The organism is Paenibacillus sp. JT22N12 (genome assembly GCF_056269365.1).
The window spans coordinates 291,262-313,452 of the sequence record NZ_JBWDNU010000007.1 but is presented as its reverse complement, the minus strand read 5'-3'; the positions used below and the strand labels follow the sequence as shown (position 1 = coordinate 313,452).

Sequence of the window (22,191 nt, the reverse complement as noted above, 5' to 3'; positions counted from 1 at the left end):
ATACCACAGATGGAAGAAAAAGTAGGGGATGTTTTATGTACAGCAGATGGCCGAAATGGGGTATATGCGCGCTCGTGATCGCGCTGCTTGCGGGATGCGCGAATGGTTCAGCCCATGTCTCGCTCCGGAAGGACGGCAGTGCGGATCTGGACATGAAGGTCACCTTGAAGGAGAGCACGCAGAAGCTCGTGGGCGGCAAGCTGGGGGAGATGCTGCAGGCCAAGGCTGAGGAGCTGGGCATCGACTATGAGACCCGGGAACAGGGCACCGGGACTGATTATTTGCTTCACAAAAGCTTCGGTTCCCTGCAGGAGGGCATCAAGCAGTGGAACTTCGCGGATCAACAAAATATCGTCAAAACGACGAAGCACTTCTTTTACACCCGGGTTGAAATCCGCCTGACGGTCGATATCGGAAAATATCTTGATCCGCTGATCCGGAATCAGGACTGGCTGAAGGTGCCGGATACCCTCATCAAGCTAGCGCTTTCGCAGCTCAATCTTGATTTTCTGCTCACGCTGCCAATCTCCACCTTCGGAAATAATAACGCTGATCAAGTTGATGGCCATACGATGAAATGGGACCTCTCGATGACGAAGCCGACAGAGATCCAGTTCGCGTTCCTGATCCCCCATATCAAGCATATCCTGATTGGTGCAGGGATTCTGCTGGTAGTGGCCGTGCTGCTGGTTATTCTGCTCATAAGAAGAATCACAAGCAGAAAACGCCGGAAAAAGGCTATGATTGTGCCTCCACCTGAAGAGAAACGCGACGAGGATGAAGATTGATCAGGATCTGAACCTAGGCGGATGATAGAGAACCGTACGATCACTTCTTGTGATCGGTACGGTTTTTTTCTTGAAAACGAAAAATATAAATAATTACCATATCATCCTTATATTATATTGCGAAAACGCATGACTTCGCCCATCAGCGGACGAAAGACCGCCGTTTCTTCCCGTTTTTCGGGTATGACGGGTCGCTTGGATGGATTCATACATAGTTGTCGCTCCCGCGCATCTTTACAAACTGTTATTGTCCAGAAGACATTGCTCTAATAAATGAGGGTTAAATTATAGCCATGGGACCGTTCCCACAATAATGACATCAGGGGGGATACTCTCATGCTGATTGATATAAAAACCACTGTTAAACCGGGAGATTCCCGGACACATATCCGTTATCCGTTTACACTGGACCAGCCTGCTGATGCTCTGCGCATTCGTTTTGAATATTCGCCCAAGCTGCTGGAGGACGATAGCAAGGCGCGCAGATTGCTGGAACAAAGCATGGAGCTGTATGTCCTGCCGGAGCAAAGAGAGCTGGCGATAGCCGGGATCGACCGCTACTTGCCGCTGAGCAATCTCATCACCTTATCGGTGGACGATCCGGACGGCTATCGCGGAGCTTGCCACCGGCACGATCCGAAGCAGCAATTCCTGCTTTCGCATAGCGAGGCTTCCCCGGGACTTGCGAAGGGAAGAATTGGAGCGGGGGAATGGACTATAACGCTAAGCTTCCATTCCATCGTTACGGAGGAGTGCACCTATCATTTGGAAGCATGGATTCCGGAGGAGGAAGAGAAGTCATGAAATGGTTAGCCTGCGAGCTTCATACCCACACCCTTCACAGCGACGGAAAGCAGACACTGCATGAATTGGCAGCCGGAGCGGCCAAGCTCGGCTTCGATGGCCTTGCGCTCACCGATCATAACACGATGTCCGGTCTGGCGGACAAGGAAGCGGTGGAGCAGGCCACGGGACTGGTCATTCTTCCGGGCATGGAATGGACGACATTCTATGGGCATATGGTCACCGTCGGGCTGTCGGCATTCGCGGACTGGCGCGAGGCGAACCAGGGCAATATCCACAGCGGCGTATCCGCCGTTCATCACCACGGGGGAGCTGCGGGGCTTGCTCATCCGTTCCGGATAGGAAGTCCGGCTTGTACAGGCTGCTACTGGGAATACGAGGTGGATGATTGGAATAGCTTCGATTATATCGAGGTGTGGTCGGGAACCTTCGCTCCGATCAAGACGGATAATTCACGCGCATTCTCGCTGTGGACGGATAAGCTGAATGAGGGCTATCGTCTGGCGGCAACCTCGGGACGCGATTGGCACGAACAGTCAGAGACGGATGAGCCGGTCTCCGTCACGTATTTGGGACTGGAAGACGAAGCGGGACAGGTAAGCGAAGAAGCGGTGAAGGCGCTCCGTCAGGGACGGGTATCGGTCACGATCGGCCCTCTCGTTACATTGGAGCTGGGGGCGACCGAGGGCGGACCGGCTTACAGGCTTGGGAGCATCGTACCGGCTGATGAGGCCAGTACTTCGGCGCGCATCACGATAGATTTCGCTGTCCGCAGCGGATTGTGGGACCTGCCAAATCCGGATTACCGCATCCTCCTGACGAGCAATAACGGAGTCTTGGAGGAGCGTCCGCTTGAAGCATCCGATGGAACGCAGGATCTGCATTTCGCCGTGCCGCGGGAAGGGCTGCTGTGGATCCGGGCCGAATTGCGGGGAATCGTCCGGGGCGTCAGGACGATGGTCGCTTTTACGAACGCTATTTACTTTGAACAGGAGCTGGTGACATGATCGAATTTCCGCTTGTGACGGCCCATACCGGATGTATGGGAATGCCGGACAACTCTGCTGCATCCGCCCGTGAAGGACTTTCGCTGGGGGCCGATATTATCGAGGATGACATCCGGGTTACCCGCGACGGAATTCCCGTACTGAGCCACGATGACCGGGTACGGTTGGCCGATGGGCGTGAGGGAAGCGTATCGGGTCTGACGCTTCAGGAATTGAACGAAGGATTGGCGGCGCCGATTGTTCTTCTGGAGACGGTGCTGAAGCTGCTGGATAACTATCCGGGCGCGCGAATGAATCTCGACCTCAAGACGGATGACAGCATCGGGCCGGTTGCCGCTCTGGTCCGGAAGCTGGATATTGTCGACCGGGTGTTTCTGACCGGCTGCGAATATGACAGAGCCCTCCAGGCGAGCAGCCATGATCACGGAATCGCGAAGCTGTTGAACGTAGATATCAACAGCTTCAGGAACAACGAATTTATGGACGCGGTCGGGCAGGCTTGCCGGGAAGCGGCAGACTCCGGCTGCTTCGGCCTCAATGTACCCTATCAGATTGTTCGTCCCGAACTCATGGACTTTGCTGCCGATAAAGGGCTGTCCGTCTTTATCTGGACGGTCAACGAAGCGCAGGAAATGAAAAAGTACGCCGCGATGGGCGTAGGTTCCATAACTACCAGAGACGTAGCGGCATTGCTGCTTGTCAAACAACAGTGGCGAAAAGAGAGTGCGGCGGATGAGCTATAACATCAAAGAAATCGCTTCGATGGCCGGCGTGTCCAAATCGACCGCATCGAGAGTCATCTCAGGCAAAGGCTATGCCAGTCAGGAAGTGCGGGACCGCGTCCTCGGGGTTGTGGAGCAGCTGCAATACAAGCCGAACGCGGTGGCTAGAGCGATGGTCGCCAAACGGACGAACAACATCGGAGTGATCGTCTTCCGCGAGAAACAGCCGATCGTCTCCCATCCGCTGTATGGCAAGCTGATCGATTCCATCCTGATGGCTGCCGAACGGCGGGGCTACTCGGTATTTCTCAAGACCGATCAGGAGATGTCGGTGCGTTCGACCGATTACATGCTGGAGCAGCGCGTCGACGGTCTCATTCTGATCAGCAGGTTGCAGAAGAACGTCATCGACCACGTCAAAAAATTCAATGTGCCCTATCTGATGGTGAACGGCTCGACCGACGATCCGGACGTGATTCATCTCGTCAGCAATGACGAGGTGGGCGGAGGACGGGCGGCAGCCTACCTGCATGGGCTCGGACACCGGAAGTTTTTCGTCATCGCCGGTCCGCAGGAGCATCGAAGCCATAATTTGCGGCTAAAGGGCTTTCGGCTGGGTCTGGAGCAGCTGGGCATCGACGAATCGGATGTGTCCGTCATCCCTTCTATGGAATCGGACTTTGCGCATGGCTGCCGTCTCCTGAACGAGCATTGGGAAACATTCAATCGCGGCGGATATACTGTCCTCTTCACCACGAACGATATGCTGGCGCTTGGCGCCATGAAGGTTCTGCTGGAAAAATCCGTCCAGATCCCCAGGCAGGTGGCGGTTATGGGCTTTGACGATATTGATTTTGCAGCCGCATATACGCCATCGCTCACAACGGTAAAGGTGGACACGGACCAGATGGGTCATGACGCCGTCGATCTGCTTGATCGACTGATTCACCAGGATCAGGACCTGCCCAAGCTGTATGAATACGCAAGTGAAATCATGCTTCGCCAATCGACCTAAAAAGGAGGGAATTTCTTGGGATGGTATTTTAAAGCCGTCGGCAAACGAAGGATCATTGAGTTTATTCTCCTGACGGTGTTCGCCGTGTTTTTCGCCGGTCCGCTGCTGAATCTGGTCGTACTGGCTTTCAGCGATCAGTGGAACTACCCCAATATGCTGCCGCAGCAGTGGTCTTTCCGATGGTGGGACTTCGTGCTGAAGCAGGATGATATTGCCCAATCGATCGGGCTGTCTTTTATGATCGCGGCAATAGTGACGGCGCTGTCCATCGTTCTGTGCGTTCCCGCAGCTTATGCGTTCGCCCGCATCCGCTTTCCGTTTAAAAGAGTGTTTCTATTCTCGTTCCTGCTGACGCACGCGTTTCCGAAGATGGGGCTTTATGTGTCGATAGCAGTGCTCTTCTATAAGGTGGGGCTGATGAACACGCTGCTGGGAGTCGTACTCATTCATATGATCAATGTGCTGATGTTCATGACCTGGATCCCGACGGCCGCCTTCCGCAATGTGCAGGCTCCGCAGGAGGAATCCGCCCGGGATGTCGGAGCAACTCCCTTCCGGGTATTCCGGAGTATTACGCTGCCGATGGCCATGCCCGGCATTATCGTGGCGTCCGTGTTTACCTTTTTGAATTCGCTTGATGAAGCACAGGGCACGTTCCTCGTCGGGATTCCCGATTACAAGACGATGCCGGTTATCATGTATTCGATTATTTCGGACTTTCCGAGCAGCGCCGGCGCAGTATTCTCGATTATTTTGACGGCGCCGACCATCATTCTGCTGCTGGCTGCACAGCGTCTTGTGAGCGCGGACGTGCTCGCCAGCGGATTTCAAGTGAAGTAACGGTTTTGGGCAGCATCCGGTTTCGTTAGAGGAGGATTGGAATAGATGAGCATTCAATTAGCCGTCCGCGGCATGACCAAACGGTACAAAACGGGCGAGGGCGTCTCCGGCATCAACCTTGAAGTGAACAAAGGCGAGCTGGTGACGCTGCTCGGACCATCCGGCTGCGGAAAAACAACCGTGCTCCGCAGTATTGGAGGCTTTCTCGAGCCCGATTCGGGAGATATCCTGATCGAAGGCCAAAGCGTGATCAAGCTGCCGCCAGAGAAACGCCCGACTTCGATGGTGTTCCAAAGCTACAATCTATGGCCGCATATGTCTGTATTCGACAATCTGGCCTTCGGCCTGAAGATTCGCCGTATGCCAAAAGCGGATATCAAGAGCGCGGTGGCGGATGTGCTTCGGCTTGTGCGTCTGCCCGGGGCGGAGAAGAAGTTTCCGGGCCAGCTGTCGGGAGGCCAGCAGCAGCGGGTAGCGTTGGCGCGGTCGCTGCTGCTCAAGCCGGCTGTGCTGCTGCTGGACGAGCCCTTCTCCGCACTCGATGCGAAGCTGAGGCATGAGATGCGGGAAGAGCTGAGGGAGATTCAGACGCAGACCGGCCTTACGATGGTGTTCGTCACCCATGATCAGGAAGAGGCGCTGTCCTTGTCGGACCGGATCGTTGTCATGAATCATGGCCATATTGAACAAATTGCGCAGCCGCAGCACATTTACAACGAGCCGGAGACGTTATACGTCGCCGAGTTTATTGGCAAAATGAATTTTCTGGAGGGGGTGGTGGACGAAGAACGGATTCGGGTAGGGCCGCTTGCATGGCCGAACACGAAACGTCTTTCGGGACAAGTCAAGGTGGCCGTGAGGCCGGAGGACGTCAGTCTGGGCAAGGAACCTTTTCAAGGGCAGGGTCTGACCGGGACAATAAAGCAAATTATGATTCTCGGGCATTATGCCGAAGTATCGGTCGAATTGGACAAGCACGGAGTAATTCGGAGTTTTCAATCCAAGGAAGCTGTCCAGCTGCTTAAGGCGGGACAGAAGGTTCATGTTGGCTTTGCTGCTATGATCGCTTATCCAAATAACCTATAAGCAAACTTTAGGAGGATGATTGGGATGATACGCTTGAAAAAGACATTGACGACGTTGTGCGCACTGACGTTGACCGTAATGGTAATGGCCGGCTGCGGCAGCAAGGATAACTCAAATGCAGAGGGGACTCCCGCTGCGGCCAACAACACATCTTCCAACGCCGCTTCGCCTGCTGAGAACGCAGAACCGGTGGAATTCCAGTTTTATTTTACGGGCTCCCAGAACGTGAAGGATCTGTGGGATACGCTGATCCCGATGTTCGAGAAGCAGAACGATAAAGTCAAAGTAAAAGAGGTCTATATTCCTTCCGGAACGGGCTCCGAATCGACCTACGACCGGATTTTGGCTGCCAAGCAGGCAGGCAAGGGCTCAGGCGATATCGATCTCTACGAGGACGGCATCAACGTAGTTACCCAGGGCGGCAAAGACGATGTCTGGTCCGCGCTTGACACTACCGGCATTCCTAATCTCGCCAATATCGATGCAGAGACGATGAGCGACGTTTCCAATCTGGCTGTTCCGTACCGTTCTTCCGCTGTCCTGCTTGCCTATGACAGCTCGAAGGTAACCAACCCTCCGACCACCCTGGATGAATTGCTGGAGTGGATCAAACAAAATCCGGAGAAATTCGCCTATAACGATCCGTCCACCGGCGGTGCCGGAAGCTCTTTTGTCACCACTGTGCTTTACAAGGATTTGCCCGAGGAAGATATTCATAACAGCGATCCTGCCATTATGGCGAAGTGGGACAGCGGCTTCAATACGTTGAAGGAGCTTGGCAAATATGTGTACGGCAAAGGGATTTATCCGAAGAAGAATCAGGGTACGCTTGATCTGCTGACCAGCGGAGAAGTGGAAATGATTCCGGCCTGGTCGGATATGGTGCTCCAGCAGCTGAATGAGAAGCTGCTTCCGGACACGGTGAAAATGCAGCAAATTACGCCGGGCTTCAACGGCGGGCCGACTTATCTGATGGTGAACAAGCTTTCCGAGAAGAAAGACGCTGTCAACCAGTTTCTGAATTTCGTTCTGTCTCCGGAAGCGCAAGCGGTTATCGTGGACAAAATGAACGGTTTCCCGGGCATTCAGCTCACGCAAATGTCACAGGAGATGCAGGATAAATTCAAAGGCGTTTCCGAAGGATTCCGCACATTCAATATCGGGGACCTCGGCACCGAAATCAACAAACGCTGGCAGAGCGACGTAGCTGCGCAATGAGGAAGGAAGTCAAGCAAGCGATAGCGGGGCTGATTATGGTCAGCCCTTCTTTTCTTCTGCTGCTGATCATTGTCGTCATTCCGATCGTACAGTCTCTCATCTCCAGTCTGGGCAACGATTCGGGCGGTTACGATCTGAGCCGCTACCAGTTCCTGTTCACGGATAAAGGGATGCGCTCGAACATCATTTTCACGATTAAGGTTACTCTCCTGTCCTGTGCATTGGTGCTGCTGGTCAGCTACTCGATGGCGCTTTATATGCGGTTCAGCTCGGGAAAGCTGGTCGATTGGATCCGCAAAACGTATATGATTCCCTTGTTCATTCCGGGCGTAATCGCCACATACGGGCTGATGAATCTTCTGGGCAATCACGGCTGGCTGGCCCGGCTGCTGATGCCGCTCGGGATCGTCCTGCCGCGAATTATTTTCGATGAGAAGGGCATCATTATAGCGAACTTATGGTTTAATATTCCGTTCGCAACGATGCTGCTGAGCTCTGCGTTGGCAGGTATTCCGGCTTCCATCATCGAGAGCGCGCGCGACATGGGCGCAGGCAAGCTGCGGATTTTTCTGCGCTTCATCTTTCCCTTGTCCTATAAGACCTTTCTTGTTGCGCTGACTTTTGTGTTCATGGGCGTTATCGGCTCCTTTACCGCGCCATTTCTATTGGGCGCCAACTCGCCTCAAATGCTCGGCGTGTCCATGCAGCAGGTATTCGGCGTGTTCCAGGAACGCGAGCAGGCCGCTGCGATGGCATTCTTCACCTTCCTGCTGTGCTCGGTGCTGGGATTCTTCTACATTCGTTCGATGGCAAAAGAAGAGGCAGCCAATGGTTGACGGCTGCCAAACAAGAAGAAACGGCTGCCGCCGTCCCGTTGCGGCGCCGTTAGTTTCTTCCCTTCGACCTTATAGAAATGTACAGGCGTGAAACTTATACATTCTATAAGATCGATAAAGGACGGTCTCCAGGCTCGATTTGACCCTGAAGACCGTCCTTTTGCTGCTCGTTATGGCGCTGAATAGGCTAAGCTCCTCCAAGCGTGTAGGTATACTCCGGCTTGGAAGGGGCATCGGCATTGTTCACGAAATATAGCGTGCCGCTTTCGCGCTTCACGTACTTCAGCTGATCGCCGTAATAAGGAACATCGTTATTCTCCGCATAATCCTGCTCCTCAGCCGTCAGCAGCTTCTTGTAGAGGAGAGTGCTCGTTCCTGTCGCACGGTCAATGAGCGTGAGCAGCCCTTTCTGGTTGGGGCGGATCAGCAGGAAATCCTTGTCGAAGGCTTCGATGAAATAGCTGTCGTCCTCACCGCCCATCTTCACCAGGTCAATCGTCTGTGTAACGGCTCCCGTTCCATCTTGAATGAGGCGGAGCGTCCTGCCGTCGGTAAGCAGCAGTTGATCCCCGAATTGCGTGACATTCTGTTCCCAGCGCATCCAGTACTTGACGTCCGACTGCCGGATGAGGCTCCCGTTCTTGATCACCAATGTAAGCGTCTGATGATTGATATGCGGTTCACCATAACTGTTATTGACGGTCAGGACGAGCAGCCCGCCCTTCGTCTTGGCAAACTGCATACTGAGAAGATCGGCATAGGGACCAAGGGAAGCAAGTCTGCGCGGCTCTCCTGTGCCTTTTGTGACAAAAAGCTCGCCGTTTTCTACGTTGACCGAGTAAGTGGACCCTTCGAAGGTCTGGGAGTATTGTTTGAAGAAATGCAGTCCATTGGCCATGATCAGGTTGTTCTTGGCATCCCAGCTAACCGTTCCGCCTTCCAGAGCATGGACAAGAAACCGTGCTGGAACATACACATGTTCTCCCTGCTTAATGACGACGGCTCCAAGGTCGGTCAGCTTGCCGTCAAGCATGCCCGTCCTTGAGCCGATGCGAATGGCAAAATGCTTGTCCCAGCCGTCGAACTGAATCCGGCTTCCCGAAGCGTCCGCTTGAACCGTAAGCCCTGCCGAGCCGCCGATTCCCATGGCATCAAGATAGGTTACGCCGTTCTTGATCATGGCAGATCCGCCCGATTCTAGGCCTCCGCCGGACCAGCCCAGTCTGTAATTGGCCGGAGCGCCGGCATGAACAGCCGCAGGTAAAAGCAGCATGGACGATAGGGCAAGCGCAAGCCATCTCTTTTTTTTCATAAGGCTGTCCCTCCTGGAATGAGTTTGTCAGTATTACCCACTCCTAAGACGGGAAGGCCGGATCAAATGTTGCGAATGCCTATATGATCCATCCGGGCACTGGATCAGGGTGATTCCCTGTAATTCTCCATTAAGAGCTCCAGCGCGCCTGTCTCGGGATGGATCAGAAGACCATGAACAAGTACGGACTGGGGCACCAGCGGATGATTTCGGATGAGCGAAACGCTGTGTTTCACACCCTCCTCGGGGCTTGAGAAGCCCTTCAGGAACCGGTCCATCCTGATTCCTGCGTTCTCCAGGGTAGAGATAGTCAGGTCAGGAATTCCCTGCTGCCGAAATTTCTCGACCATTGCAGCGGAATCCAGATTGGTCATCCCGCAGCCGTGATGCCCGATGACCAGCACCTCGCGCGCATCCATCTCATAGATCGCGACCAGAATACTGCGCATGGCGCTGCCGAAAGGCTGCGTGAGGATAGCGCCGGCATTCTTAATGATTTTGGCATCGCCGTTCCGCAGGTTGAGCGCTCTTGGCAGCAGCTCGCTCAATCGGGTATCCATGCAGGAGAGGATGGCTATTTTTTTCTCGGGGAACCTGTCGGTCAAATAGGCTTCATACTGCTTCTGTTCCACGAATTGTTTGTTGAATTCCATAAGTGTGGGTAACAATGACATTGAGATTCCTCCCCTTCCTGTTATTAATTATTCTCCCAAAAAGCAGCCGAGTATATGAAGAATTTGTTGATAATGGATAAATGCGAGCACCATCTCCACAAAAAAGGCGGCAGGGTTCAAACGTATCAAAATGGCGCGGGGCAGAGCCAGAAGAACCGGCTGTCGCCGTCCTCGGGCTGCTTAGCCCAGTTTCTTCCCCCCGGAAATAGAAGCAGCATATAGCCAATTATAATCCTGCTTATCGTGTAAATAAAAAAGCAAACTCACCGCTTACATGAGTTTGCTTAGCCTGGCATATATCCGTTTGTGGTAACCAGCGCACTGTAAGCCACCCGCTTGATTTCCGCTTAATGAGTACGCTCCTGAAACGTGTGACAGCAGGTATCGGTTGCGCCACCAGCAGAATCCTGATGCTTTGTGTCGTATTTCTCGCTTCCTGAGCCTTGCGGAAGCGGGCTGTCTGCATGCGCATTGATCTCGATCATAATCGTCTCCGCCACACAGTTGTTGCCGGATTCCCAATGCTGACAATTTGCAACGCTGCATTTCACCATAGGATGTTCCATTATAGGTTCACCTCTCCTTAAGTGTCGTGTATGTGTACATACCACGGATATGGACAGATTAAACACGGAGCGTATATGATTCATTATATTAGCACTCGCAGAAATACAAATAAACGAAGGGAGCAAATATCATGTCCGATTCGTATAAACCGCGTAATTACAGCACAGTAACGTCTTATTTCATTGCAAAGGATGCCGCAGGCCTGATGGACTTTCTTAAGCAGGTTTTTCATGCGGAGGAGCTCAGCCGCAATTCGGATAACGAAGGTAGAATTACACATGCCGAGGTTCGCATTGGCGATTCAATTATTGAGCTGTCGGAGGCCAGTGATCAATTTCCGGCAAGAACCAGTACGCTTCATATTTTTGTCGCCGATACAGATGAATGCTACACACGCGCTCTGGCAGCGGGTGCAGCCTCACTCTATGCGCCGGCAAACATGCCATACGGAGAACGAAGCGGAGGAATCGAGGACCCCTTCGGCAACCACTGGTACCTCGCTACGTTCACGGGCGGGGAAGGAAATGGATACGATTGAGCGTTTAAACATAGAGTTGTTCTTCACCATGATTGAAACCATATCCGCAGAAGAAGCAAGAAAAGTGGCTATCCATCAGTGCAGCCTCTTTTCTTGCTTCTCTTTTTGTATATAGATTTCAATGTGCGGACGCATGCCCTTCAACAGCTTATTTGGCTTTTTCGCAGCTCTTTCCTCTTTTTTTTCACAGATCTACTCGCTTCATCAGCTGCATTCATAATCGGCAATAGCGGTCCTGTCAAGCATAAATGTAACTCTTACATTTATTATTTCATCAATAATTCTTCCCTTCCTCATTTACTGGGTGGATGGATTGCATATGTTGTAAGTCTTACATATATAGTGTTATAATGAAAGAAAAATGATCAGGGAGAATGAAATGAACATCTACGATATCGCCAAACAAGCAGGAGTTTCCATTGCAACCGTCTCCAGAGTCATGAATAATCCGGCAGCCGTGAGCGTCAAGACACGCGAGAAAGTGCTGGAAATCATACACAGCGCGAATTTCATGCCCAAACTGGGTGCGAATTTGAATAAATCCAAAGATCTGGCCTTCTTCACGACGGCGCAATCCCTGCAGCTGGAGAACAGCATTTTGGCTGGGATCAGCGAGGCGGCTTTTGCCGAGAAGCTGAGCATCAAGCTGTGCCCGGTGGACGAGCTGCCCAAGAAGCGCAATGATTTGGCCGGCTACTTTGCAGAGAAAGGAATTGGCGGGGCAATCTTTACGTCAATTCCGTATAACGAGGAGCATTACAACGATATTGCCAGAGCGGTCCCGAGTGTTCTGCTGTTCAATCAGCTCAAGGATTACAAGATCCACTATATCCGTGCCGACCATCGCAAAGGCGGATTTATTGCGCTGCAGCATCTCGCGCATATGAATCATAAGCATATTGCCGTTGTGGACGAAATCCATTCGGCGGATCATCACGAGAGGCTGGCCGGAGTCAGAGAAGCCACGGAGACTCTTGGTCTCCAGGATTTTACGGAAAATCATTTGATCAATGTGTCCAACCTCGACGAGATGGACATATGCGCCCAAATCGACCATTATCTGCTGCGGTATCCCCAAACGACGGCCCTTTATGTGACCAACGATCAGTTCATTCCGGCTTTATACCGCCATTTCCGTTCCAAGGGCATCCGTATTCCGGAGGATATCTCCGTCGTAGGGGCGAATGACGTCCCGGGAAGCTCTGATCTGTATCCGCCACTGACGACTGTGAGGCAGCCGGTCAAGCAGATGGGCATGAAAGCTGCCCAGACGCTGATAGATATCATCCACGGCCTTAATGCCCCGGAGGAAGCGCTGCAGGAGGTTTTTGATGTCCAATTGGTAGTCAGAGCTTCCACGAGCAGAGTTCCAGAATAATAATGCAGCATTATAGTCAGTGACGCACAGAACCGGCTTGGAATCAAGAATCTTACTTTAAGTGCCTGAAAACACTTACCGTAAGGTTTTTTTTCATTTTCTGTTATTGTTACATTATAAGAGCATTTTCGTCATAAATTGCGCTTATTCGTGAAAGAAATTGCTGATTCATTCTTTTTCGCAATGTAAGCCATATTATGTATGGCATTTCGTGTCGGGACTTTCTGCATAACAGACGGACAATAGGCATGATTCATACCTTAAGCTTATAGAATAGGGAAAGGCTCGGTTGAACAGCATGGTTGATCCATTGCCTCACAGGGTATTAACCTTATACTCAGTTGTGAATACTGATAATTGATGAACACAAAAGGGGGATATGCACATGCATTTGTTATGGACATTGATTATTGGCGGCATTATCGGTTGGCTAGGGGGATTGATTGCTGGCAGGGACGTACCGGGCGGCATTATCGGGAATATAGTAGCCGGCTTCGTCGGCGCTTGGCTGGGTACGCTTATATTGGGTGACTGGGGTCCGAATATAGCGGATTTCGCTCTTATTCCTGCCATTATCGGCGCCATCATCGTCGTTCTGATTTTGAGCGCCATCATGCGCGGCGGCAGCAGAAGAACATAGTACGGGAAGCGCGGAATACAACAGTTTTCTTGGAATCGTGAACAGTAATAAAGCCGCCGGCAGGGCCGTTGGAATTTCCAACTCCCGCTGACGGCTTTTATTGAGCTAAGAAGGGAAGGAGTTTCCGGAGGAAACGGAGAAATGGTTGAATTACATAGGGCGAATAACTATACTTTGGTTGGAATCTATCAAAAATATAGACAGGAGGAGACCGGTATGATCCAGGTGTTTCCCGCAGACGAAAGATATTCGGTCGATAATGGATGGCTGCGCGGACGTCCCAGCTTTTCCTTCGGTGAATATGCTGATCCGGCCAATACGGGCTTTGGTGTGATGCGCGTGTGCAATGACGATTTTCTCGATCCGGGGAAGGGCTTTGGCGCTCATCCGCACAGCGATATGGAAATTGTCAGTATTGTGCTGAAGGGCCAAATTCGTCATGAAGACAGTTTGGGCAACGTGGAGACGGCATCGGCCGGCGAGCTTCAGCGCATGTCCGCTGGCACCGGAATTGTGCATGCCGAATATAATCCCTCGGAGACGGAAGAGCTGAACCTGCTGCAGCTGTGGTTCATGCCCAGAGAGCGGGGGCTCGCTCCCTCTTACGAAACTGGCCGATACGATGCGGAGCAGCTGATCAATACGCTGGTTCCGGTTGTGACGCCGGATGGGGCAGGACAGACTGCGAGCATTCAGCAGGATATGACGATTTATCTGGGCAGGCCGGAGGCCGGCAGGGAGCTGATCTTCAAGCAGGAAGAGGGCAGGCGGATGTTCCTTTTTAACATCGAAGGCTCTTTGTCTGTGAACGGAACGCCAATGGCTGCAAGAGATACAGCGCGGATTGAATCCGTATCCCGGTTGACATTATCGGCTGATGAGGCTTCATTCGTCATGCTGATCGATCTGCCATAAGGAGGGCATTAGTCCATGAAAGAAACCTTTATCGTCAAGCATGCGGTCGGAGGGCCGATCTTTATTGACACGAAGAAAGAAGCTGTTCCTTATACGGTGGAGCCCTTTGGCGAGGGATGGAAATTCACGGTATCGGTGCCTTTGAACGAGAAGATCCGTGAGCTTCTGCAGTTCAGCCATGAGCTTAACATGTTTCTCTTTCACGAATTCGAGGATGCGCCAACAGTCAAGACCTGGTACTACATCAAGGAGGGTCCGGTCGAATACGATGCGGCTTCGGAGCAGCTGACTATCGTGGCGGATTCGCGAATCGAATATGTGCCGGATACCTTCATGAAGCAATAGAGCTGTTGCGGAAGTTTAATGACAAAGCAAACCCTATCTCCGGAACCGGAAAGAGCAGATTGTTGTCCTGATGTAAAATTCATCCCAAGGCGCATGATGTGGTGAGCTTCATACATACGCAGCGGCTCATGCCATTAACAGCACTGCAAAACAACCCCCCAATACCACTGCTTGCAGCGGAGCTGGAGGGTTGTTCTTAGTTATGGAAGAAAGCAGTCGCCGCTTCCTGTTAGAACAGAAATTTAGTCCGGGCGGTTACGAGATTATTCACCCGCATAGGTCAGGTTCCACTGGGCTCTGACAGCATCCATTGTTTCCATCAGCTGAACCGTCTCGGACACCGGCATGATGGAGCTCTCCGTGCGTCCTTCACGCACGCATTCCATGGCTTCCAGCGCCTGGAACATATGCCCGGTAATTGTGCGGTCGTCGGTTACGGTTTCTTCTTCTTGGCCATTTACATATAATGTAGCCTTTCTGGCAGACAGAAACTCGGGAATATGGATTTTTCCTTTCGTCCCGTAGATCCATGCATCGTTATTCATCCATAAGCGGATCGCTCCATGCAGTGAAGCCGTAGCGGCGCCATTGTAATCGAAAATCAATGAATACTGCTCGTCCACGCCCGTTTCTCCGATGAAGGCGGAGCTCAGAATTTTCGTAGGCTGCGAGCCGAATACCATCGAAGCAAAGGAAATCGGATAAATACCGGCATCCAGCAGGGTGCCGCCGCCCTTATTCTTATTCAGCAGCCGGCCTTCGGGATTCCAGCCGGCGTCAAAGCCGAATTCAGCCTTGAGCAGCTTGACCTCGCCGATTGCGCCGCTCGCCAGCCATTCTCTGACTTTCTTGATGACTGGAAGATAACGTGTCCACATTGCCTCCATGACGAATACGCCCTGTTCCTTGGCATAGTCGGCGATCTCCCTGGCCTCGGCTGCGTTCATCGTGAAAGGCTTCTCACAGAGAACAGGTTTGCCCGCCCTCAGACAGGTCATCACATTCTCCTTATGAATCGTATGGAGCGTACCGACGTAGATAATATCCACTGCGGGATCGTTTGCCAGCTCCTCAAAGCTTGAATAAACCTGCGGGATGCCGAATTTAGCTGCAAAAGCTTCCGTTTTCTCGAGGGTGCGGCCGGCTACGGCTGCGATCTTGGCATCCGGGGCATGAGCAACCTCGGAAGCGAAAGTGCCTGAGATACCGCCTGGGCCCATAATGCCCCATTGGATGACGCGTTTATCAGTCATATACAGTCTCCTTTAGTTGGTTGATTGAATAAACAAACTTATAACCCTTATGTTATCACTTCAGCGGTCACGATTAAACTTTTTTTAAAAGCAGGGCGGTTTCCTTCTAGAACAAACCCTTCCAAAGCCTGAGCAGCGGCCCCGACTCGCCGAATACAGGATCGCAATCAGGCAGGGGAACCCGCTCAATTTCCTGCAGAACCTGCGGCCGTTCCCCTTCTTTTCCTGTACGCAGATTATAGTCCATCCCGTCCGGGTAAGCGCCTGCGACCTGAAAGTCAGCGGATGCCGACAGCCGCTTATGCCCGGTTCCCGCCGGCAGCACGACAACATCGCCGGCGCTCAGCTCCACATGTTCCCCTTGCTCTCCGCCAAGCTGCAGCGCTATCGATCCGCGAATGACGCCAAGCACTTCATGGGCATTGCTGTGGTAATGGTGGTAAGGAAAAACGCCATTGGTCCAGCTGTTTAGCCAATGATGGCGGTTGAACAGGTTCTCCGTTTGTGCCGCTTGATCCTTCAGAGCGCCAGGATAGAGAATAACAGGCAGAACCCGGTTGTTCGGTATCGTCCCGTCGTCCTGAAATAGATAGGTCCTGATCTCCGGCAGTTTCATCCTTCAACCCTCTTTCTTCCATGATCCGGCAGCTGTCGCCTTGCTGTTTAAGCCGGTATTATTCCCAAGGAAATCTCATTTGCAGGAAGTCGGCGAATTTCTTGCTCTCTTCTCTTCGGTAACGCCGCATTTCGGCGCGCTGTGTGGCCGTTTCGTGCAGCCGCTTCTCCTCCGCCGTCTCCGGTACGATATCCGGAACCATTACCGGTTTGCGGTTCTCGTCCAGGGCTACGAAGGTGAGGAAAGCCGTTGCCGCAATTGCCCGGATTCCCGTCCGCAAGTCCTCCGTGATCACCTTGACGAACACTTCCATCGAGCTTCTGCCCGTCCAGGTCACGATCGATTCGAGGCAGACGGAATCCGTCGGACGTATGGGCAGCAGGAAATCCACGGAATCCGTGGAGGCCGTGACGACGGATTTGCGGCAGTGCTTCGATGCCGTGATGGAAGCAATATCATCGATATAGGCCATCAGCTTGCCCCCGAACAGCGTATTGTGGTTATTCACATCGGTCGGGAAAATTCTGGCGGTTTTGTAGCAGCGGGATTCCTTGACGAAGCGTTGTTCCATAAGCGGGATGCCCTCCATCGTTTTTCTTCCAAGTTTACCTTATTTGCAGCAGGCTGCAAACTTGGAATTGCCCGGGGTGGGAACCAGGAACGTCAACCCAAGCCCACAGCCCTGTACTTTACAGGAGGCCGGTATTTAACCGGCTCCGTTGTTGAAGCTATTTTTTTCACTGGATCTCAGGGAGCAGGAAGTAATTCTTAAATAGGGATGTGAAACATCTCCACCACCGCCGCCGAGAGGCCGGAGAAAGCGATGATATTTCCCGATATATAGCGGAAATTATCGGTTCAGCCAAAGGAGAGGCCCTCTCCCGAACCTTCTGCCAGACTGTCCCCGATTCTCTTTCTGCCGGTGTGGTGAAATGAGAGGCAATATGGTATACTTTTACACAGATTGCTAGTGATAACGCTTACAATAATAGGGCCATTTTAATTCGAATGAACCTGTTAATTCAAACCTATCATCACAAAGGGAGTGACGTGAATGGCTGGAAATCGTGCGGTGGCTTATGTGAAACCTATGGAAGTTGAGGTGCAGGATATTTCCTTTCCGGATTTGATTCTTCGCGACGGACCGGGAGTGAACCCGCTAAATGTGGGGCGCAAATGTGAGCATGGCGTTATTTTGAAGGTCGTGACCACCAACATTTGCGGCAGCGACCAGCATATGGTCAGAGGACGCACGACAGCTCCCAGCGGTTTGGTACTGGGTCATGAAATAACGGGAGAGGTCATCGAAGTCGGCCGGGATGTGGAATTCATCCGGAAAGGGGACCTGGTCTCCGTTCCGTTTAATATCGCTTGCGGAAGATGCCGCAGCTGCAAGGAGCGCAACACGCATGTATGTCTCAACGTGAATCCGGATCGTCCCGGCTCAGCCTATGGTTATGTCGATATGGGCGGCTGGGTAGGCGGACAATCGGAATACGTCATGGTCCCTTACGCCGATTTTCAGCTTCTGAAATTCCCGGACAAGGACCAGGCCATGGAGAAAATTATGGATCTGACGATGCTCTCGGATATTTTCCCGACGGGTTATCACGGGGCGGTTAGCGCAGGTGTCAAGCCCGGCTCGACGGTCTATGTGGCCGGAGCGGGTCCGGTCGGTCTGGCAGCCGCGCATTCGGCCCAGCTGCTGGGAGCGGCGGTCGTTATCGTGGGCGACCTGAACAGCGAACGATTGGCGCAAGCCAGAAGCTTCGGCTGCGAGACCGTCAATCTGCGGGAGCATGCGAACTTGTCCGAGCAAATCGAGCAGATTCTGGGCGTGCCCGAAGTGGACTGCGCGGTTGACTGCGTAGGCTTCGAGGCGCATGGTCATGGCCATTCCCACGGCGAAGCGCCGGCGACGGTGCTCAACTCTATTATGGAAGTTACGAGAGCCGGCGGACGCCTCGGTATTCCGGGCCTATATGTAACGGGTGATCCGGGCGCGATTGATGCGGATGCCAAGCATGGCACGCTCAAAATCCGCTTCGGCCTGGGATGGGCGAAATCCCATACCTTCGTAACCGGACAAACTCCGGTTATGCAGTACCATCGGGATCTGATGATGTCTATCTTAAGCGGCAGAGCCCAAATCGCCAAAGCGGTCAACGCAACGAAAATTTCGCTGGATCAGGCTCCTGCGGCTTACGCCGAGTTTGACAAAGGCGCTTCCAAGAAATTTGTTATCGATCCGCATGGACTGGTTAAAGCCTGAACGATTGGGCAGGAGTTTGCAGCCCGGCTGTAAATTCTTATAGCCGGATATGGGTTGCGGCTTTGTCATAAATGCGATAAGTTGGTCATATAATGAGAAATTAAGGCCGTTCGATAAGGAGCAGCGAACCTGCCGCCTGTCCACCGGCATGCGAGGATCAACCATGAATCGTTATGAAGCGGAGTTCAGCAATTTGGTCAAGGCTTACCGGAAGCGGCATATGGGCAAAGGGCCAAGCCGGATCACAACGACCTTCTGCAAGCAGTGGGCGATTTGCGAGATGGAAGGCAATCTGTCGCCGGTGGAGAAGTTTATGGCCGCAGCAGAGGAAGGAAAGCATATTCTGCGCGAAGCCCGCACGCAGTGGGTGAAGGATATGTACCGCAAGGAGCCTCCCGTCGAGATGGAAGAGCTGCTGGGGGCGAAGCTGATGGATTTGTTTGTTGATATTGATATTGATAAGGATTTCGGGATGTCCATCTTCGTATTCGATCAGGACATTCAGCAGAAGTTCGGTTCCCTATAATGGAGAGGATTGGCGCTTGGCAGCGTTCCTGCCCAGGACCAGCCGCATGATGATGATTTCGTGATGAAATCATTTTCCTGCGGCTTTTTATTTTTAAACGATAGAAAGTTACACGTTTCTTCGAGGCTCTATGATTCGTATCCAGAAGGAAGAAAATCTCGGCCGGCTTTGAGGTTGTTTCGGGCATTCGCGAGGAATCGCGGCGCAGCTGCAGTAAGGTTTTACCGTGCTGGAGCATCCGTACAGAGGTGGAGGCATGCTCTAAGCAGGATCAAACCTGCTTAGAGGGTGTTTCGGGCAGCGGGGTTTCGTGGATCCAATTATCTGAGGGGGCCAACTTCGCCACCGAGGATGGCGAATGCTGGTTTTGTATTATTTCATGAAGCAAGAGGAGATGAATCATATGGGAAAGTCACTGCATTCGGGCCGCATCAAGCTGCCGAGCAAGCCGGACCCGAAGCTGTGGGTGGGCAAGGCGCCGTTCGGCCTGGGCAAATTGAAGCCGCATCACATTCGGGATACGGTGAAGGTGGTATGGGACAATCGGGATAATCTTCCGTATGCCTACCGCATCTTGACGCAGGGTGTCTGCGACGGCTGCGCGCTTGGTGTATCCGGTCTTTACGACCAGACGCTGACCGGCCCGCATCTGTGTACGACGCGGCTGAATGTGCTGCGCCTGAACACGATGCCGGCGATCAGGCCGGAGCTGCTTCATGCGGACATCGATGAGCTGCGGAAGTTGGACAGCACCGCGCTCCGCAAGCTGGGAAGGCTGCCGTATCCGCTTCTAAGGCGCAAAGGGGAGCGCTCGTTCCGCCGCATCTCCTGGGATGAAGCGCTTGATCGGATCGCCGCTAAAATCCGCAGCATAGATCCCAAGCAGCTCGCTTTCTATCTGACTGCGCGGGGCATTACGAATGAAGTGTATTATGCCGCCGCCAAGGCGGCTCGTTTCATCGGTACGAATAATATCGACAACGCTTCGCGCATCTGCCATTCGCCATCCAAGACGGCACTGAAACGCTCCGTAGGCATCGGAGCATCCAGCTGCAATTACAAGGATTGGATTGGGACGGATGTGCTGGTCTTCTGGGGCAGCGTGGCGGCGAATAACCAGCCGGTCTCGACCAAATATATGTATGCGGCCAAGCGGCGCGGGACCAAAATCATCGTGATCAACCCTTACCGGGAGCCTGCGATGGAGGGCTATTGGATTCCCTCTATTGCCGAATCGGCGCTGTTTGGAACGAAGCTCGCGGATGATTTTTATCAGGTCAATATCGGCGGGGACATTGCGTTCATGCACGGCGTGATGAAGCATTGGTTTGAAATGGAGGAAGAGCAGCCGGGCTCGGCAATCGACCATGATTTTGTACGGGAGCATGCGAACGGATTTCAGGAGCTGCGGACCCATGTGATGGGCCAGCAATGGGGGCTGCTGGAGAAGTCGTCGGGACTAACCAAGGAGCGGATGCGCGAATTTGCGCAGCTTCTGGCAGGGGCGAAGTCCGGGGTATTCGTATGGAGCATGGGGCTGACCCAGCACCGTTTTGGCACGGACAACATCTCGCAGGTAGCCAATCTGGCTCTCCTGCGCGGGTTTCTTGGGCGTGAGCATTGCGGTCTGATGCCCATCCGCGGACACAGCGGCGTGCAGGGCTCCGGCGAGATGGGAGCCGATCCCTTCAGTCTGCCGGGCGGTGAATTCAAGGGGGACGATATCGGGCGGATCGAGCAGGTGTGGGGCTTCGAGCTCCCCCGCTGGCAGGGGGATATCGTGGGGGTATCGCTGGAGAATACGCAGCTTCCTGACGATCATGAACGCAGACTGAAGGTGTTCTATACGTCCGGCGGCAATTTTCTTGAGACCATGCCCGACCCGGAGTTTGTGCGAGAATGTCTGGAGGCTGTGGACCTTCGCGTCCATCAGGACATCGTCCTGAACACATCGACGCTTGCGGACGCGCAGGAGGAAGTGATTGTGCTGCCGGCGATGACCCGGTACGAGCAGCCGGGGGGAGGGACCTCCACATCGACGGAGCGGATGGTTTATTTCTCGCCGGAGATTGCCGGCCCAAGGGTGGAGGAGGCGCGCGCGGAGTGGCAGATCTATGCGGAGCTTGCGGCCAAAGTGAAGCCCGGACAGCATAATCGGGCGGCATTTGCGAGCGCGGCTGCCATTCGCGAGGAGATTGCCAAGGCGGCCCCCGCGTATAACGGCATCCAGAAGCTGCAGGGGAAGGGCGATGTTTTTCAATACGGGGGTGCATGGCTGTGTGAGGATGGACTCTGTCCAACGCCAGACGGCAAGGGCAATCTCATTGCGATCGAGCTGCCGGAGCTGCGTAAGCCCGAGGGGAATTTCTATGCGACCACCCGCCGCGGCAAGCAGTTCAATTCCATGGTGTACAGCGATACCGATGCTTTCAACGGGGCGGACCGGTATGATGTCCTGATGAATGCCGTCGACTGCGCAGCGCTCGGGATCGTCGAAGGCAGCGCTGTCGTGATCTATAACCGCAGCGGATTGATGCATGCCCGGGCGAAGAAAGCGGACATCGCCGCGGGCAATATTGAACTGTTCTGGCCGGAGGGAAATGTGCTGTTCCACAAGGGCGTCTATGAGCCGAAAGCGGGTATTCCCGAATATAATACCTCGGTTATCATCGAGAAGGCCGAGACCTTCCATGCGCTGAAGGATACCAAATATGTCGAGAAGCGGATTGATGAGCTGGAGATGGATATACCGTCTTGATCGTACAGCTGGCATTTTGCCAGGAAACCGGCAGGTACACAAGGCTTGATATGAGCTGTTCCCAAACGCCCGGCCGGCCCA

General features: G+C 53.2%; 23 protein-coding genes. 17 read left to right on the top strand and 6 right to left on the bottom strand.

The annotated features are described in order from the left end of the window. Nucleotides 1–35 precede the first annotated feature (35 nt). The 9 genes from AC0YOA_RS24770 to AC0YOA_RS24730 all read left to right on the top strand — a co-directional run bounded on the left by AC0YOA_RS24770 (nucleotide 36) and on the right by AC0YOA_RS24730 (nucleotide 8,316). The gene (locus AC0YOA_RS24770) at nucleotides 36–788 is read left to right on the top strand and encodes a hypothetical protein (protein ID WP_475788903.1); all 753 of its coding nucleotides are present in this window, start codon (nucleotides 36–38) and stop codon (nucleotides 786–788) included. A gap of 336 nt (nucleotides 789–1,124) precedes the next feature. Then, entirely contained in the window at nucleotides 1,125–1,592 is a 468-nt protein-coding gene (locus AC0YOA_RS24765; RefSeq protein WP_475788902.1) for a hypothetical protein, read from the top strand. Continuing rightward, on the top strand, nucleotides 1,589–2,599 hold the full coding sequence (locus tag AC0YOA_RS24760; protein ID WP_475788901.1) for a CehA/McbA family metallohydrolase: 1,011 nt from the start codon (nucleotides 1,589–1,591) through the stop codon (nucleotides 2,597–2,599). The genes AC0YOA_RS24765 and AC0YOA_RS24760 overlap by 4 nt, the downstream gene beginning before the upstream one ends. Continuing rightward, nucleotides 2,596–3,342, top strand: a complete 747-nt coding sequence (locus AC0YOA_RS24755; RefSeq protein ID WP_475788900.1) for a glycerophosphodiester phosphodiesterase — start codon at nucleotides 2,596–2,598, stop codon at nucleotides 3,340–3,342. The genes AC0YOA_RS24760 and AC0YOA_RS24755 overlap by 4 nt, the downstream gene beginning before the upstream one ends. Next, nucleotides 3,332–4,336 carry a LacI family DNA-binding transcriptional regulator gene (locus tag AC0YOA_RS24750; protein ID WP_475788899.1) on the top strand — a complete coding sequence of 335 codons (1,005 nt, stop codon included), beginning with the start codon at nucleotides 3,332–3,334 and terminating at the stop codon, nucleotides 4,334–4,336. The genes AC0YOA_RS24755 and AC0YOA_RS24750 overlap by 11 nt, the downstream gene beginning before the upstream one ends. Nucleotides 4,337–4,351: 15 nt before the next feature. Beyond that, nucleotides 4,352–5,176 (top strand): ABC transporter permease, encoded by an 825-nt coding sequence (locus tag AC0YOA_RS24745; RefSeq protein ID WP_210039170.1) that lies wholly within the window; start codon nucleotides 4,352–4,354, stop codon nucleotides 5,174–5,176. Nucleotides 5,177–5,221: 45 nt separating this feature from the next. Next, nucleotides 5,222–6,262, top strand: a complete 1,041-nt coding sequence (locus AC0YOA_RS24740; protein WP_475788898.1) for an ABC transporter ATP-binding protein — start codon at nucleotides 5,222–5,224, stop codon at nucleotides 6,260–6,262. A gap of 24 nt (nucleotides 6,263–6,286) precedes the next feature. Next, complete coding sequence (locus AC0YOA_RS24735; protein WP_475788897.1) at nucleotides 6,287–7,480, top strand: extracellular solute-binding protein; 1,194 nt, start codon at nucleotides 6,287–6,289, stop codon at nucleotides 7,478–7,480. Next, a complete protein-coding gene (locus AC0YOA_RS24730) occupies nucleotides 7,477–8,316 on the top strand; it encodes an ABC transporter permease (RefSeq protein WP_475769494.1) in 840 nt (279 codons plus the stop codon). Before AC0YOA_RS24735 ends, AC0YOA_RS24730 begins: the two co-directional genes overlap by 4 nt. 187 nt (nucleotides 8,317–8,503) lie before the next feature. On the opposite strand, the gene AC0YOA_RS24725 is transcribed toward AC0YOA_RS24730, so the two are convergent. From AC0YOA_RS24725 to AC0YOA_RS24715, 3 genes are all read right to left on the bottom strand, one after another. Beyond that, nucleotides 8,504–9,628, bottom strand: a complete 1,125-nt coding sequence (locus tag AC0YOA_RS24725; protein ID WP_475788896.1) for a stalk domain-containing protein — start codon at nucleotides 9,626–9,628, stop codon at nucleotides 8,504–8,506. A gap of 104 nt (nucleotides 9,629–9,732) precedes the next feature. Next, nucleotides 9,733–10,302, bottom strand: coding sequence for a beta-class carbonic anhydrase (locus AC0YOA_RS24720; RefSeq protein ID WP_475788895.1), 570 nt, complete (start codon nucleotides 10,300–10,302; stop codon nucleotides 9,733–9,735). Nucleotides 10,303–10,649: 347 nt separating this feature from the next. Next, complete coding sequence (locus AC0YOA_RS24715; RefSeq protein ID WP_475788894.1) at nucleotides 10,650–10,868, bottom strand: DUF1540 domain-containing protein; 219 nt, start codon at nucleotides 10,866–10,868, stop codon at nucleotides 10,650–10,652. A gap of 131 nt (nucleotides 10,869–10,999) precedes the next feature. Here AC0YOA_RS24715 and AC0YOA_RS24710 point away from each other — a divergent pair, with 131 nt between their 5' ends. From AC0YOA_RS24710 to AC0YOA_RS24690, 5 genes are all read left to right on the top strand, one after another. Beyond that, entirely contained in the window at nucleotides 11,000–11,407 is a 408-nt protein-coding gene (locus AC0YOA_RS24710) for a VOC family protein (protein WP_475788893.1), read from the top strand. Between the two features lie 379 nt (nucleotides 11,408–11,786). Then, a complete protein-coding gene (locus tag AC0YOA_RS24705) occupies nucleotides 11,787–12,785 on the top strand; it encodes a LacI family DNA-binding transcriptional regulator (RefSeq protein WP_475788892.1) in 999 nt (332 codons plus the stop codon). Nucleotides 12,786–13,170: 385 nt separating this feature from the next. Next, on the top strand, nucleotides 13,171–13,425 hold the full coding sequence (locus AC0YOA_RS24700; RefSeq protein WP_210039161.1) for a GlsB/YeaQ/YmgE family stress response membrane protein: 255 nt from the start codon (nucleotides 13,171–13,173) through the stop codon (nucleotides 13,423–13,425). Nucleotides 13,426–13,641: 216 nt separating this feature from the next. Beyond that, entirely contained in the window at nucleotides 13,642–14,340 is a 699-nt protein-coding gene (locus AC0YOA_RS24695) for a pirin family protein (protein WP_210039160.1), read from the top strand. A 15-nt stretch (nucleotides 14,341–14,355) separates the two neighbouring features. Next, the gene (locus AC0YOA_RS24690) at nucleotides 14,356–14,685 is read left to right on the top strand and encodes a hypothetical protein (RefSeq protein ID WP_210039159.1); all 330 of its coding nucleotides are present in this window, start codon (nucleotides 14,356–14,358) and stop codon (nucleotides 14,683–14,685) included. Between the two features lie 263 nt (nucleotides 14,686–14,948). Here the strand turns inward: AC0YOA_RS24690 and AC0YOA_RS24685 are convergent, their stop codons facing one another. The 3 genes from AC0YOA_RS24685 to AC0YOA_RS24675 form a co-directional block, all read right to left on the bottom strand. Continuing rightward, complete coding sequence (locus tag AC0YOA_RS24685) at nucleotides 14,949–15,938, bottom strand: Gfo/Idh/MocA family protein (RefSeq protein ID WP_475769502.1); 990 nt, start codon at nucleotides 15,936–15,938, stop codon at nucleotides 14,949–14,951. Nucleotides 15,939–16,044: 106 nt separating this feature from the next. Further along, nucleotides 16,045–16,554, bottom strand: coding sequence for a cupin domain-containing protein (locus AC0YOA_RS24680; RefSeq protein WP_475788891.1), 510 nt, complete (start codon nucleotides 16,552–16,554; stop codon nucleotides 16,045–16,047). 58 nt (nucleotides 16,555–16,612) lie between these two features. Then, nucleotides 16,613–17,125, bottom strand: coding sequence for an acyl-CoA thioesterase (locus AC0YOA_RS24675; protein WP_475788890.1), 513 nt, complete (start codon nucleotides 17,123–17,125; stop codon nucleotides 16,613–16,615). Nucleotides 17,126–17,608: 483 nt separating this feature from the next. Here AC0YOA_RS24675 and fdhA point away from each other — a divergent pair, with 483 nt between their 5' ends. The 3 genes from fdhA (at nucleotide 17,609) to AC0YOA_RS24660 (ending at nucleotide 22,110) form a co-directional block, all read left to right on the top strand. Next, nucleotides 17,609–18,826, top strand: coding sequence for a formaldehyde dehydrogenase, glutathione-independent (gene fdhA, locus AC0YOA_RS24670; RefSeq protein ID WP_475769505.1), 1,218 nt, complete (start codon nucleotides 17,609–17,611; stop codon nucleotides 18,824–18,826). Between the two features lie 163 nt (nucleotides 18,827–18,989). After that, nucleotides 18,990–19,352: a Na-translocating system protein MpsC family protein gene (locus tag AC0YOA_RS24665; protein WP_210039154.1), complete on the top strand. Its 363-nt coding sequence runs from the start codon at nucleotides 18,990–18,992 to the stop codon at nucleotides 19,350–19,352. Between the two features lie 403 nt (nucleotides 19,353–19,755). Continuing rightward, the gene (locus tag AC0YOA_RS24660; RefSeq protein ID WP_475788889.1) at nucleotides 19,756–22,110 is read left to right on the top strand and encodes an FdhF/YdeP family oxidoreductase; all 2,355 of its coding nucleotides are present in this window, start codon (nucleotides 19,756–19,758) and stop codon (nucleotides 22,108–22,110) included. The last annotated feature ends 81 nt before the right edge of the window (nucleotides 22,111–22,191 follow it).

Coding starts and splice junctions, on each gene's coding strand:
- AC0YOA_RS24750 (WP_475788899.1), top strand. CDS start 3,332: ATGAGCTATAACATCAAAGAAATCGCTTCGATGGCCGGCGTGTCCAAA.
- AC0YOA_RS24690 (WP_210039159.1), top strand. CDS start 14,356: ATGAAAGAAACCTTTATCGTCAAGCATGCGGTCGGAGGGCCGATCTTT.
- AC0YOA_RS24685 (WP_475769502.1), bottom strand. CDS start 15,938: ATGACTGATAAACGCGTCATCCAATGGGGCATTATGGGCCCAGGCGGT.
- AC0YOA_RS24770 (WP_475788903.1), top strand. CDS start 36: ATGTACAGCAGATGGCCGAAATGGGGTATATGCGCGCTCGTGATCGCG.
- AC0YOA_RS24725 (WP_475788896.1), bottom strand. CDS start 9,628: ATGAAAAAAAAGAGATGGCTTGCGCTTGCCCTATCGTCCATGCTGCTT.
- AC0YOA_RS24740 (WP_475788898.1), top strand. CDS start 5,222: ATGAGCATTCAATTAGCCGTCCGCGGCATGACCAAACGGTACAAAACG.
- AC0YOA_RS24730 (WP_475769494.1), top strand. CDS start 7,477: ATGAGGAAGGAAGTCAAGCAAGCGATAGCGGGGCTGATTATGGTCAGC.
- AC0YOA_RS24760 (WP_475788901.1), top strand. CDS start 1,589: ATGAAATGGTTAGCCTGCGAGCTTCATACCCACACCCTTCACAGCGAC.
- AC0YOA_RS24715 (WP_475788894.1), bottom strand. CDS start 10,868: ATGGAACATCCTATGGTGAAATGCAGCGTTGCAAATTGTCAGCATTGG.
- AC0YOA_RS24710 (WP_475788893.1), top strand. CDS start 11,000: ATGTCCGATTCGTATAAACCGCGTAATTACAGCACAGTAACGTCTTAT.
- AC0YOA_RS24765 (WP_475788902.1), top strand. CDS start 1,125: ATGCTGATTGATATAAAAACCACTGTTAAACCGGGAGATTCCCGGACA.
- AC0YOA_RS24705 (WP_475788892.1), top strand. CDS start 11,787: ATGAACATCTACGATATCGCCAAACAAGCAGGAGTTTCCATTGCAACC.
- AC0YOA_RS24680 (WP_475788891.1), bottom strand. CDS start 16,554: ATGAAACTGCCGGAGATCAGGACCTATCTATTTCAGGACGACGGGACG.
- AC0YOA_RS24755 (WP_475788900.1), top strand. CDS start 2,596: ATGATCGAATTTCCGCTTGTGACGGCCCATACCGGATGTATGGGAATG.
- AC0YOA_RS24665 (WP_210039154.1), top strand. CDS start 18,990: ATGAATCGTTATGAAGCGGAGTTCAGCAATTTGGTCAAGGCTTACCGG.
- AC0YOA_RS24695 (WP_210039160.1), top strand. CDS start 13,642: ATGATCCAGGTGTTTCCCGCAGACGAAAGATATTCGGTCGATAATGGA.
- AC0YOA_RS24720 (WP_475788895.1), bottom strand. CDS start 10,302: ATGTCATTGTTACCCACACTTATGGAATTCAACAAACAATTCGTGGAA.
- AC0YOA_RS24675 (WP_475788890.1), bottom strand. CDS start 17,125: ATGGAACAACGCTTCGTCAAGGAATCCCGCTGCTACAAAACCGCCAGA.
- AC0YOA_RS24660 (WP_475788889.1), top strand. CDS start 19,756: ATGGGAAAGTCACTGCATTCGGGCCGCATCAAGCTGCCGAGCAAGCCG.
- AC0YOA_RS24735 (WP_475788897.1), top strand. CDS start 6,287: ATGATACGCTTGAAAAAGACATTGACGACGTTGTGCGCACTGACGTTG.
- fdhA (WP_475769505.1), top strand. CDS start 17,609: ATGGCTGGAAATCGTGCGGTGGCTTATGTGAAACCTATGGAAGTTGAG.
- AC0YOA_RS24700 (WP_210039161.1), top strand. CDS start 13,171: ATGCATTTGTTATGGACATTGATTATTGGCGGCATTATCGGTTGGCTA.